At 36.0% G+C, this 12236-nt stretch carries 11 protein-coding genes; 4 read left to right on the forward strand and 7 right to left on the reverse strand.

Annotated features, from left to right (window positions below):
* Window positions 1-44: 44 nt before the first annotated feature.
* Window positions 45-1154, forward strand: a complete 1110-nt coding sequence (locus AC3RVG_RS11215) for a glycosyltransferase (protein ID WP_489691550.1) — start codon at window positions 45-47, stop codon at window positions 1152-1154.
* Window positions 1141-1560, forward strand: a complete 420-nt coding sequence (locus AC3RVG_RS11220; protein WP_489691551.1) for a sugar 3,4-ketoisomerase — start codon at window positions 1141-1143, stop codon at window positions 1558-1560. Before AC3RVG_RS11215 ends, AC3RVG_RS11220 begins: the two co-directional genes overlap by 14 nt.
* Here the strand turns inward: AC3RVG_RS11220 and AC3RVG_RS11225 are convergent.
* From AC3RVG_RS11225 to AC3RVG_RS11235, 3 genes are read right to left on the reverse strand one after another with little or no spacing between them, the layout of a single operon-like run.
* Complete coding sequence (locus AC3RVG_RS11225; protein WP_489691552.1) at window positions 1543-2469, reverse strand: glycosyltransferase family 2 protein; 927 nt, start codon at window positions 2467-2469, stop codon at window positions 1543-1545. The two genes, AC3RVG_RS11220 and AC3RVG_RS11225, sit on opposite strands and share 18 nt — an antisense overlap.
* A gap of 12 nt (window positions 2470-2481) precedes the next feature.
* Complete coding sequence (locus AC3RVG_RS11230; protein WP_489691553.1) at window positions 2482-3360, reverse strand: glycosyltransferase; 879 nt, start codon at window positions 3358-3360, stop codon at window positions 2482-2484.
* Complete coding sequence (locus tag AC3RVG_RS11235; RefSeq protein ID WP_489691554.1) at window positions 3357-4082, reverse strand: class I SAM-dependent methyltransferase; 726 nt, start codon at window positions 4080-4082, stop codon at window positions 3357-3359. The genes AC3RVG_RS11230 and AC3RVG_RS11235 overlap by 4 nt, the downstream gene beginning before the upstream one ends.
* A gap of 121 nt (window positions 4083-4203) precedes the next feature.
* On the opposite strand from AC3RVG_RS11235, the gene AC3RVG_RS11240 reads away from it, so the two are divergent.
* Window positions 4204-5838 carry a S8 family peptidase gene (locus tag AC3RVG_RS11240; protein WP_489691555.1) on the forward strand — a complete coding sequence of 545 codons (1635 nt, stop codon included), beginning with the start codon at window positions 4204-4206 and terminating at the stop codon, window positions 5836-5838.
* A 45-nt stretch (window positions 5839-5883) separates the two neighbouring features.
* Here the strand turns inward: AC3RVG_RS11240 and AC3RVG_RS11245 are convergent, their stop codons facing one another.
* The 4 genes from AC3RVG_RS11245 to AC3RVG_RS11260 all read right to left on the reverse strand — a co-directional run bounded on the left by AC3RVG_RS11245 (window position 5884) and on the right by AC3RVG_RS11260 (window position 8980).
* The gene (locus AC3RVG_RS11245) at window positions 5884-6567 is read right to left on the reverse strand and encodes a cell division ATP-binding protein FtsE (protein ID WP_489691556.1); all 684 of its coding nucleotides are present in this window, start codon (window positions 6565-6567) and stop codon (window positions 5884-5886) included.
* Window positions 6518-7885: a hypothetical protein gene (locus AC3RVG_RS11250; protein WP_489691557.1), complete on the reverse strand. Its 1368-nt coding sequence runs from the start codon at window positions 7883-7885 to the stop codon at window positions 6518-6520. Before AC3RVG_RS11250 ends, AC3RVG_RS11245 begins: the two co-directional genes overlap by 50 nt.
* A complete protein-coding gene (locus AC3RVG_RS11255; protein WP_489691558.1) occupies window positions 7882-8358 on the reverse strand; it encodes a hypothetical protein in 477 nt (158 codons plus the stop codon). The genes AC3RVG_RS11250 and AC3RVG_RS11255 overlap by 4 nt, the downstream gene beginning before the upstream one ends.
* Before the next feature lie 70 nt (window positions 8359-8428).
* Window positions 8429-8980, reverse strand: coding sequence for a transposase (locus AC3RVG_RS11260; RefSeq protein WP_489691559.1), 552 nt, complete (start codon window positions 8978-8980; stop codon window positions 8429-8431).
* 216 nt (window positions 8981-9196) lie between these two features.
* Between AC3RVG_RS11260 and AC3RVG_RS11265 the strand changes: the two genes are divergently transcribed.
* Window positions 9197-12211 (forward strand): tetratricopeptide repeat protein, encoded by a 3015-nt coding sequence (locus AC3RVG_RS11265; RefSeq protein ID WP_489691560.1) that lies wholly within the window; start codon window positions 9197-9199, stop codon window positions 12209-12211.
* Window positions 12212-12236 lie beyond the last annotated feature (25 nt).

The raw sequence follows: 12236 nt of genomic DNA on the forward strand, positions 1-12236 counted from the left end.
ACCTATATTTGCCCTGTGCAACCAAAAATACACAAATAAAAACGATGGCAACTGAAAAGAAATTCAAAGTGTGCCTAGTTTCAATTTCGCTTGCAAAAGGCGGGTTGGAGCGGTCTTGCGCAATGCTTTCTCAAATGTTGGAAACGCAAGGTCACGAAGTGCATTTGGTAGTTTTAAATGATGAAATTGATTATCCATTTAGCGGAAAATTGCTCAATTTGGGTAAGCTGAAAACTGAAAAAGATACGTTGGTAAAACGGTTGCTCAGATTTCGAAAATTTCGCAATTATCTTAAAACCGAAAATTTTGATGTTGTTATCGATCACCGACCAAAAAATAATTTGGAGCGCGAACGGTTTTATTCAAAATTCATTTATCGTGAAATCAATAAAATATACGTGGTTCACAGCTCGAAAAAGACAGAATACTTAACTGAAAATCTAAGCGCATTTTCAAAAATTTGTCGAAAAAATATTTTGAATGTTGCTGTATCTGAATACATTGAAAGGGAAATTTTAAGAAAAGAAGGAATCGAAAATTCCGCAACAATCCATAACGCATTTGACCCATCTTGGGAAAATGATAGCAGCGAATTACCCGAAATTCTTCAAAATAAAAAATACATACTTTCTTACGGAAGGTTGGATGATTCTATAAAAGATTTTTCGTTTTTAATTGAGGCTTTTTCGCAATCCAAAGTTTGGCAAAAGGGCGTAAATCTTGTTATTTTGGGCGATGGGGAGGATAAGAAAATGCTTCAAAAGTTGGTGAATTCTAAAGAATGTTCAAATCAAATTATCTTTTTACCATTCACAAAAACTCCTTTTCAAATAATAAAAAATGCGCATTGCGTAACCTTAACGAGCAAATACGAAGGTTTCCCGATGGTGCTTGTAGAATCACTATCTTTAGGGACTCCGGTGGTTTCGTTGGATATAATTTCAGGGCCTTCGGAAATAATACAACACCAAAAAAACGGCTTGTTGATTGCCGAAAGAAGTTTACCTTTATTTTCTGAAGCGCTCCAAAGCATTTGTTTTGATGAAACACTTTATCAAAAATTAAAGAAGAATACAAAACCTTCCGTAGAAAAATTTTCAATGCAACACATTTCCGAAAAATGGAATCAAACTTTACACCATGCAATACGTTGATTTAGATAAAATTGAACTTAAAGAAATCCCCAAAATAAGCGATCCGGACGGTCGTGGAAACCTTTCGGTGGTTGAAAAGAATTTTCTTCCATTTGTTATAGAACGGGTTTATTATTTGTACGATGTTCCAAGTTCTTCTACCCGCGGAGGTCACGCTCACAAGGAGCTACAGCAATTTTTAATTGCGTTAAGTGGGAGTTTCGACGTGGTTTTGGACAATGGAATAAAGCGAAGAACTATAACTTTGAATAGACCAGACAGAGGATTGTTAATTCCGAATGGCGTTTGGCGAGAGTTAGAAACTTTCTCTTCCGGAGCTGTTTGTTTATCGTTGGTTAGCGCAGAATATAACGAAGATGATTATATCCGCGAATACGACGAATTCAAGCTATTTAAAAGTACCTAATCGCAGCCCTAATTTCTCGAGTCCGTTTTTGGTTTTCAACATATATTTCAAAATAGTTTTATTTTGCTTCAATAAGAACTGTTGCTTTTTACCGAGATTGCTCTGATCTATTTTTCTGAAATTTTTCTGAAATGCTTCTTCATCACCTTCCATTTTCGCAAAAATACAAAGCGAATATCTATTTAAATCCAGAAACTTTTTAAGAGCAGGGTTGTACTCTTCGAATGGTTCGTACGATTCAAAATTTGCTTTTTCGTCAAGTTTTCGTACGCTTTTAAATAAACCGTTTTCTCTAACTGCGTATGTAGCGCAAACTTTCGGGCTAAAAACAACTTTATATTTCAGGCCTATTCGCACATACAAATCTGTGTCTTCGCCGCTTTTTATTGTTGAGTCGTACCAACCAACTTTTTCGAACACTTCTTTTTTTATAACAGTTGACGAACTGTGCAAAACCGAGTCTATTTGGCTTGCTTCAAAATAATCTACGAGCACGGCATCTTTGCCAATGGTTTTGATGGAATAACTATTTTGAAAAGTTTTTCCGTTACGCTTAATTTCGGCGGCGGTGGCAAAAACGGATTCGTTCGGAAACTCTGTTAACAACCTATTTTGTTCTTCCAAATAGAATGGATACCAATAATCGTCTGCGTCTAAAAGGGCTATGTTTTCGTGCTTTGCTTTTTCAATTGCTGCGTTTCGGGCTGCGGCAGCGCCTTGGTTTTTTTGTGAAAAATAACAAATCCGCGGATCTTTGAATTTTAAGATTTCGGCTTCACTATTATCTGTGGAGCCGTCGTTTATAATAACGATTTCAAAATTAGTAATTGTTTGAGCCAAGACACATTTTAAAGTATCACCAATGTACTTTTCTTTGTTAAATACCGATATGACTACAGAAAACTTCATTTTTTTAATTTTTTACAAACTGAGGTAATATCCCAATCTATAGATGTCGAAGATAATTAATGATGGTTGAGACGACAAAAGGTTTTGCTCCATAATGCCGCGAAAAGTTTTGTAAAATACAGCCGACACACTTTTCAATTTATAATTTTTTAGCGTTTGAGCTTTTTTAGAAAGTGCTGTTTGATCAAAGTTTATGAGACCTTGAGAAACAAAGCTATGTAGACTTTCAACAGATTCTCTTGATTTTCTAAGAAATATCTCGCTGCTCTCCAATCCAAGATGGATTACGGGATTATCAATGTGTGTAACATTTACATTTTTTGCTTTAGCGTCTAAAGCGAAAAGTGTGTCTTCGTGTCTTAAATTAGGTATTTCTTCGTTGAATGCTAATTTGGAAAAAACTGATTTTTTTATCAGAAAATTTAAAGTCAGAAATCGTAAATGTGGCTGTTTTTGTCTTTCCAAAACAGGCAAAGCTTCTCGCTTTTGGCCGTAGTGCCAGCGCAATGTTTCTGATTTTGCGGGAGGATCGGCTTGGTAAAGGATTCCGCCATATATTATCTCAGTATCTTTTTGAATTGCGGCAATATAATTTTGAAGAAAATCTTCTTTTATCACTTCGGTATCTGCATCTAGAAAAAGTAGATTTTCGTATTTCGCGTTTTTCGCCAAAAGATTCCGAATTGCACTTCTGCCAATATTGTTCTTCAATATTTGGAAAGAGGCATTTTCTAAGCTATTTATATTTTCGTTAGCAGCAACGGGGTTTGGCGAACAGTCGTCGTAAACATTGATTTCAAAGTCGATCGCCAGTTTTATAGCCTGACTATGCAATGATTCAACCAACGGAAATACATTGTAATTATAAGTAGGAATTAGGATTGAAATCATTTTTTTGCAATTAGTATAGTTTCTTCCATAAACCCGTAATGCTCGTTTGCAGAAAAAGTTTTGATTTCAACATTTTGGAAACCGTTTTCTTTAAGTCTTTTTTGTAATCCATCCACAGAATAAACGCGCACATGGTCTTCTTGCCCGAAAGCTTCCAGCCGCTCTATTGGCGACTTTTTTGAAAAATCTTCGTAAATAGTACCTTCTTTAAAAGGGGTTTGGATAATACAAGTTCCATCCGCTTTCAAAACTCGAAACAATTCTTCCATGGCTTTTTTATCGTCCTCGATATGCTCTAAAATATGATAGCATATTATCAAATCGAAAACATCGTCTTCCAACGGAATTTTGGTGATATCGTAATTGTATTCAGCAATAAATTCATCTTCGTAATCGGTGCTGAAATAATTTATGTTTGGGTTTTTCTTTAGTAATCTGTAAACACTTCGGGAAGGCGAAAAATGAAGCACTTTTCCGTGAAGTAAGTTCTTTTCAATTAGGAGTGAATAAAGTCTTCGGGTTCGCGAACGGCTTCCACAAAAGGGGCAGAGTAGATCGGCAGGTATTTCAATAAAGCTTTTAACACCCTTTCCGCATACGGGACACTCGTGGGTTTTTCCGCGTAAGTGAAATGCAAAAATGGAGCGAAAAAACACTTCGTGTTTAAAAAGAATTTTCTTCGGAACTAACGAAAGTGCTACTTTTTTAAGTGTTTGATACATGCCGCTAAAATACAGCAAACTTTTTTGGATGCGGAATATTTCTTATTAGAAATGCCTCGTAAAGTTTCAATATTTCTTCAATTTTCTAAAAAAGAAGTATCTTGTGTGAAAAGAATTTTAAGTGCGTATAACTCTCCTATTTTCTCTAATTTTTCTCATTGCATTTTCAGCAAATGCGCAGCCTGATGCTTGGTTTTATCTGCGTGCACGCGATACGGCATTCGTGCCAAAGTTTGAAAAAGAAGATGAGTTTTTAATTTATAAAGGCAACGATGCCAGGTTAAAAGCCGCATTACGAAATTATAAAATCAAGAGTTTCAAAAAAACGTGGAAGCACGCCAAGAAGGAAAATCTGAAAAAGACATTTTTTGTAATTGCCAATAATGAAGCAATGATGACAGATTTGCTGCAAAATGCTTCTCATCTTTTTGAATTTGGCGAATTGATAGCCGAGGAAGACAAAAAAATATTTGAGCCAAATGATTATGGCTTGACTAGTACGATAGGTGAAAATTTAGGCGCGCAAGTAAACCTCGACTATCTGGATGTGATGGGCGTGCCAAAAGCTTGGTATTATACAACAGGTTCTCGCGATGTTATTGTTGGGATTTCAGACGGTTCCGTGCCCCCTGACGACAAAGAATTTGCAGGAAAAAGCAAGGTTATTCAAGAGTCATATTTGGCAAAAGGTCACGGTATTTCGGTAGCTGAATCTGCTGCAGGACAAGGGAATAACGCTTACGGAATTGCAGGAGTTTGTTACGATTGCAGTATTTATTCTACAAATTACCGCCATTTTGATAGTTTAGAACAGTTGGTGGAGCTTTCTAAATTGGGCGTGAAAGTAATTAATTGCAGTTGGGGACTTACACACTATTATGAAACAGCACAACAAGCCATTTATGAAATGCTGGAAAATGGAACTGTAGTGGTTGCCATCGGCCATAACCCATCTTATATTAAAACCCACGGAAAGAAATTTTACTATCCCGCATCTTATGATGGAGTAATCGCGGTTAGTTCAGCTTCGCACCGTTATGAGAATTTTGAGGAAAACATACAAATAGAAGAAGACAAAGGATTGTATTATGTGAAAAACATCCGCAATTATGTTGGGCTTACTGCAGGTTTTAAAAATAATGATACTACACAAGTTCCGCATATGTATCCTATTAGTATCCGAAACTTGAACAGTGCAATTGATATTGTAGCGCCTTCAAGTGGAATATTTAGATACAGTGAACTCTCACTGCGGGATAAAATAGACGTGAGTGAATTTAATCAAACTTCGGGGGTGGCTCCATTGGTAACGGGAAGTGTAGCACTTATGTTTTCACTTTATCCGTGTCTTCCTGCCGAACAAGTGGAGAGCATCATAAAACTAACTTCTACGAACATTGACGATGTAGAGCCCAATAAACCTTACGCAGGAATGTACGGCGCGGGAATGCTAAATACAGGTCGTGCAGTGAAAATGGTGTTTGATATGTTTGCTGAAAAAGAACCAGTTAGAATCGAAAATCAGCGTTTTAGCCGCTGGGATTTTAAACTAAATGCTATTTCGGAAGTAATGATCCAAAATCAAGAATTTACGGAAAACGCTACTTTGAATTTAACTTCGAAAAAGAGAATAATTATTTCAAAAAATACGGTTTTAAAACCCAATGCTTTGGGTAAAATTCATCTGAAAATAGACCCTTCACTAACAAAAGATTGTGAGCTTCAACTTCGGGATCCTAGTATTTTGGATGATTAGTTCTTGGCAGGACATTTTGAACCATGACTTTTTTCAATTAAAGAGCTAAACTGTTTTTTGAACTACTTCAAAAATTTGGTTTTCGTCGCATTTTAATGTTTTGGAAGGATATTTCAATAGTAAAGCGTAATCGTGCGTTGCCATTAAAATGGTGTTTCCATTTTTGTTTATTTCGCGTAAAACTTCCATTACTTCCACGCTAGTTTGCGGATCGAGGTTTCCAGTTGGCTCATCTGCAAGAATCAATTCTGGGTCGTTTAAAAGTGCTCGGGCAATTGCCACGCGCTGTTGCTCGCCACCAGAAAGTTGGTAGGGATATTTAAACGCTTTGGTTTTCATATCTACCTTAGACAAAACGTCGTTAATTTTACTTTCCATTGCGGGCTTATCTTTCCAGCCAGTTGCAGTAAGTACAAAAAGTAAGTTGTTGTGAACGGTGCGATCATTCAGTAATTTAAAATCCTGAAAGACTACGCCTAATTTTCTACGTAAAAACGGGATGTCTTTTTCTTTTAAGGTTGCAAGATCATAACCCACAATATTTCCTTCGCCTTCTCGAAGCGGCAAATCGCCATAGAGGGTTTTCATAAAACTACTTTTCCCAGTTCCTGTTTTCCCGATTAGGTAAACAAATTCACCTTTATCAACCCGCACGCTAACGTCGGAGAGCACCAAGTTATCAGTTTGATAAATGGCTGCGTTTTTTAATTCTAAAACTGTCTGGGACATATTTTTTATTGTTTAGGTAAAATTGAACTACAACTATAAGTATTAATGGGAAAAATGGCATTGAAAAGCGGGAGTTACCTCCAAAGACAACCAAAGCTTGACCGAGCGATGCCCCCAAAATTAGTAAAACACAGAAGAATTCAAAAGTAAATAGCCATTTTCTATTACGTATTCTTTCATAAAAATGAAATGCACATATTATTAAAAAAAGTATTTTCAGTAAAATAATGATTGGCGTCATTATAAACAGCCAAAATCCTGCTAAAACCCACTTAATTTCTTTGATTGAGAATGAATCGTAATCCCACATTATGCCTGTTCCCCAAAAGTCTATCCAAGATAATGAGACTCTTTTTATGTATGCTAGCTTATTATTTTTTAATAAATCGTCGTTCATTGGTTTAAGTAGCTGAGAAAAATCTGCCACTGAAATAGAGTCTTTTCTTTCCAATTCTGCAAAAACATGCCAAATAGCCATTGCAGGATCTTTGCCAATAATAATCAGTGAATCTCTTTTCCGAACGTGTAAATCTCTAAGATCGGCGTATTTAGCATCTGCACTTTCGGCAAAGAACACAGTTGTTTGGGCTATAGTTATCCCTGAGTATGCTGTAATGGCTTTGTATCCGGTATGTTTTTCGTTGAAAGAACTCCAGGATATATAAAAAAGGAAAGCTGGAAGACATAAAAGAATTACACTAATAGCATTGTGAAATATTCCTCTTCGGAAGTTTAAAACCAAATAATAAAAGGCAATAAACGGTGGAAGAATTACAAACATAGGTCGCACAATAAGTGCCAATGTTGCCGCTAAACCTATCAGTAAAATATTGAGGTAACTTAGCCGCTGCGCGAAAAAACCAGTTTTAAACAAAACCCAAACGCAAAGCACCAAACTAAACAGGGTGAGGTATTCTGTAAGAATTGCACGTTCGTAAAAAAGAAGATGCATAAAAACAGAAGGAATAAGTCCAACAAAAAGTGAAAAATTTATGTTTCTGCTATTCTTATAAAAAATATAAAAAAGCATAAAAGAAGTCAGTATCCCCAGTATGTTTTGATAAAAGGCGGTAATTGGTACAGAGAGATTTGCTAAAAATATTAAGAACGGATATCCAGGAGTACGCGTGCCATTATAGTTGGTGAAATCACAGTTTTTAATCATTTCGGCGATGGTTATATAACCGCCAGAATCATTAAAAATACTTATGTGCCCATTATAAAGTACGTACACTAAAACCCGCGCCAATACTCCAAAAACGAAAAGAAAAGTATAGGGATGGTTTTTAGCCCATTCCCACGTTTTTTTTAAAATCATTTATTTGAAGTTTGAACGAATTTTTTCAGCGCGTCAATTTCCTTTTGCTGCTGAAGTGTATAAAGCGTCAATTCTTCAATTTTTTGAAGTAAAAGGAGATTCATTTCTTTTAACGAAATTCCTTGCTGTTGCATTTCTTCGGCGGAAGGTATATTTGGTAAATGATTGTTTTCTTTTAAAAATACTTCCAATTCTTCCAACGAAATTAAGTTGTATTCAGGCATGGCTTCCGAAAAACCATTGAAATAGCTTTCAAAAACAAAATCGGGTGCTAATACACCATTCAAATCTACCAAAACTTCCTGCGTGTGTATTTTTCCTTTTACGGTTAAAAGTTCGTCGGGAAAATTGGTTCCGATACCAATTTTTCCATCTTTTTCGGTAAGGTTATTAAATGGGTTACGCTGGGCCGTTGCGGAAAAACAAAATAGCAGGACAGTTATTATAAAGACTGTAGTTATGATTCTTTTCATGAAAATTAAATTTTTATAAAAATAGGTGATATTTATGGATTAGGACATTTTTGATTTTTCAGTTAGGGTATTAATTATGGAATTTATCCTCTTTCCAATTTTGTGGATTTTTTTTAATATAATTTTCAATACGGTTATATTGCCCATGGTTCCGAATAATAACATCATAAAACCCTGCCTGCCAACCATTTTCTATTTGTAAACGATTGGCATGTCGCGTGACCGCCGATTTATAGGAACCCACGATTGATGAAATGGTATTTTTCCCCTGATTTTGGAATCGATTTTTGCCCGTTGTGCCCCGTAGAGGCAAGGCATGCCTTGCCTCTGCAGCATCATCGTCATCAGGTTTATCAATCAATAAAATACCGTGGATATGGTTGGGCATAACAACAAATTCACCCAATGAAATGTGGGTTGAATGATTTGTAATTTCGAGCCATAACATATCCACAATAATCCCTAACGGTGAAATTACCATCTTCCCATTGTTTATTTCGCCAAAAAAATGATTTCTATTTTTGGTGCAAATTGTTATAAAATAGGCGCCGTTCCATCCGTAATCCCACCATTGTGCACGAATGGATTCAATTCTATATTTTCCTTTGAATTTTTTCATCATCAATTGATTTTCAAATCATTGAAAAAAAAATTTAATTATTAAAAATAAATAATATTCCTATATAAATTTGAAATGTAATTTATTGCTAATTGTGCCGTTATGATACCGAGAAATTCACCGAAAAATCATTCGTTAATAAAACCTTAAAAAATTACAGTATCGTATAAAGCTACCTTTAAAGTTAAATACCTTTACACCACAAAAAAACTGTAACAAATGGTTAAGAATTTCCTTGTCTTATCGCTTTTTCTATTCCTTTCATTTTCATCTTTTTCGCAGCAAACTGCGGCCTATTCAAACGACCTAGCGGACTTTAATCAGGCGCTAGAACTTTATAATAATGGTCAATATTTAGCTGCCCAAAGTCTTTTCGACAAAATAAAAAGCAGTAGCAACGATGAAACTGTGGAAAGCGATTGCGCTTATTACATCGCCAATGCTGCCGTGCGGTTGAATCAGCAAAATGCTGACAAACTGATGGAAAGTTTTGTAGAAAAATACCCGACGAGTTTAAAACGAAATTCGGCATATATAGATGTGGCGAATTTTTATTTTGAAAACGGAAAATATTCGCACGCTCAAAAATGGTACGATAAAGTTGATGCCAGTAGTTTAAGCCGAAGCGAGCAGGAACGTTTCAATTTTAACAACGGCTACGCTTACTTTAAAGCGAAAAGATACGACGACGCTAAAAGCTATTTTAATAAGGTTTCAAATTCTCAGAAATACGGTTCACAAGCAAAATATTATTTAGGTTTTATTGCTTACGAAGGCGATGATTATGAAGAAGCGAACAAAAATTTCGAAGAAGTAAAAGGCGAAGAGCGCTATTCCGAAGATCTTAGTTATTACCAAGCCGATATGAATTTTAAACTCGGTAACTTCCAAAAAGCTATTGATATGGGGAAGGAGCAGTACAGCAAAAGCAATCCGCAGGAACAAAGTCAGCTTTCAAAAATTATTGGCGAAAGCTATTTTAATCTTGAAAAATATGCTGAAGCAATTCCATATTTGAAGGAATATAAAGGCACTCGCGGCAAATGGAATAACACAGATTATTACCAATTGGGATACGCTTATTACAAAGAAGGCGATTTTGAAAGTGCAATTGGCGAGTTCAATAAAATTGTAGACGGAAAGAATGCCGTTGCCCAAAACGCCTATTACCATTTGGCGGAAAGCTATTTGAAACTAGATAAAAAACAGGAAGCTTTAAACGCGTTTAAAAATGCTTCGGAAATGGATTTCAGTCTCGAAATTCAAGAGGACGCATATTTAAACTATGCAAAGTTGAGTTACGAAATTGGTAACAGCTACAAAAGCACGCCTCAGGTTTTGCTTTCGTTTATTGAAAAATATCCGAATAATGCCAATAACGACGAACTTAAAAAATTGTTGATTGATAGTTACATCACTTCAAAAAATTATAAGGAAGCGTTGGATTTGTTAGAAAACAACAAAAATTTCGCAGATAAAACGGCGTATCAGAAAGTTGCTTTTTATCGCGGGATTGAACTTTATAATGAAGCAGATTACAACCTAGCAATTACTTTTTTCGATAAAAGTTTAAAGGAACCTCAAGACGCTAATTTTACTGCTCGCGCTACATATTGGAAAGCAGAAAGTGATTTTCAGCTATCAAATTTCGACAAATCGTTGGCTGGTTATAAAAAGTTTGCGCAGATGCCTGGTGCACAAAATACTTCAGAAAATAAAAATTTGAAGTACAACTTAGCTTACAATCAATTTAAACAGAAAAATTACACGGACGCCATAACCAATTTTAAAAGTTATGTGAATTCTTCTTCCGCAGAAAAAGTGCGTAAAAAGGACGCGTATTTGCGTTTGGGCGATAGTTATTTTGTTACTAGCCAGTATTGGCCAGCAATGGAAAACTACAATACCGCTATGGAAATGGGCGGCGACAACGATTATGCGCAATTTCAAAAAGCCATTAGTTATGGTTTTGTGGATAGAAGCGACACCAAAATTGAAGAATTAATTGCATTCATAAAAAAATATCCAAATTCTGTTTACCGCGATGATGCTTTGTATGAATTGGGAAATACATACGTTGCAAAAAATAGAAATAATGAAGCAATCTCGAGCTACGACCAATTGGTTCGCGATATTCCAAACAGCAGTTTTGTTTCAAAAGCATTGCTGAAAAAAGCATTGATTTATGAAAATACAGGAAAAAGTAATGAGGCGTTAGCTATTTTTAAACGAGTTGCGAAAGATTTCCCGTCAACGGCAGAAGCTTTGCAGGCCGTTTCTTCAGCTAAACTTATTTATATAGATCAAGGAAATGTTGACGAATATGCACGTTGGGTAAAAACTTTAGATTACGTGCAAGTGGGCGATACGGAACTCGATGATGCAGCTTATTCCGCAGCAGAGCAGCCTTATTTAGAAAACAATCAAAAACAAGCGCAGAGCCGTTTTGAAGATTATTTAAGACAATTCCCGAATGGACAACACGCCTTAAATGCGCACTTCTATTTAGGTCAGATTTATTTCGCTGACGGAAAAAGTGATCAAGCCATCCCACATTTTGAAACTGTAGTTAAACGCGAAAGAAGCGAATTTACCGAGCAAGCTTTAGCTCGTGTTTCAGAATTGTATTTAGGCAAAAAGGATTATCAGAACGCATTAAAATACTTAACGCGTTTAGAGGCCGAAGCAGATTTTCCGCAGAACATTATTTTTGCACAGACCAATAGTATGAAAGCTTCGTATGAATTGAAAAGATATGCTGAAGCTGTAAACTATGCCGAAAAAGTACTTCAGAATTCTAAAATTGACAATTCAATAAAAAGTGATGCGCAGGTAATTATTGCCCGTTCTGCAATGAAAACCAATAACGAATCCAAAGCTAAGACCGCCTACGCCGAAGTGCAAAAAATTGCAATCGGCCAACTTGCTGCGGAATCGCTTTATTTTGATGCCTATTTCAAAAATAAGGAAGGAAAGTATGAAGCTTCAAATGCTTCAGTACAGAAATTGGCGAAGGATTATTCTGGTTACAAATTATACGGTGCTAAAGGTTTGGTGCTAATGGCGAAGAATTTTTACGCTTTAAAAGATGCATACCAAGCTTCGTATATTTTGGAAAGTGTAACTAAAAATTTCACCGATTTCCCAGAGGTGGTCGCAGAAGCAAAAGCGGAACTAGCGATAATTAAAAACGCAGAAGCAAAAACTAATTCATCGGTAGAAACCGGAAACTAATCTCAGCTTCCTCTGCGTTTTTGCG

The sequence above is a fragment of the Aequorivita sp. IT1282 genome, assembly GCF_058068205.1.

Coding starts and splice junctions, on each gene's coding strand:
- AC3RVG_RS11265 (WP_489691560.1), top strand. CDS start 9,197: ATGGTTAAGAATTTCCTTGTCTTATCGCTTTTTCTATTCCTTTCATTT.
- AC3RVG_RS11225 (WP_489691552.1), bottom strand. CDS start 2,469: ATGAAGTTTTCTGTAGTCATATCGGTATTTAACAAAGAAAAGTACATT.
- AC3RVG_RS11230 (WP_489691553.1), bottom strand. CDS start 3,360: ATGATTTCAATCCTAATTCCTACTTATAATTACAATGTATTTCCGTTG.
- AC3RVG_RS11235 (WP_489691554.1), bottom strand. CDS start 4,082: ATGTATCAAACACTTAAAAAAGTAGCACTTTCGTTAGTTCCGAAGAAA.
- AC3RVG_RS11215 (WP_489691550.1), top strand. CDS start 45: ATGGCAACTGAAAAGAAATTCAAAGTGTGCCTAGTTTCAATTTCGCTT.
- AC3RVG_RS11255 (WP_489691558.1), bottom strand. CDS start 8,358: ATGAAAAGAATCATAACTACAGTCTTTATAATAACTGTCCTGCTATTT.
- AC3RVG_RS11260 (WP_489691559.1), bottom strand. CDS start 8,980: ATGATGAAAAAATTCAAAGGAAAATATAGAATTGAATCCATTCGTGCA.
- AC3RVG_RS11220 (WP_489691551.1), top strand. CDS start 1,141: ATGCAATACGTTGATTTAGATAAAATTGAACTTAAAGAAATCCCCAAA.
- AC3RVG_RS11250 (WP_489691557.1), bottom strand. CDS start 7,885: ATGATTTTAAAAAAAACGTGGGAATGGGCTAAAAACCATCCCTATACT.
- AC3RVG_RS11245 (WP_489691556.1), bottom strand. CDS start 6,567: ATGTCCCAGACAGTTTTAGAATTAAAAAACGCAGCCATTTATCAAACT.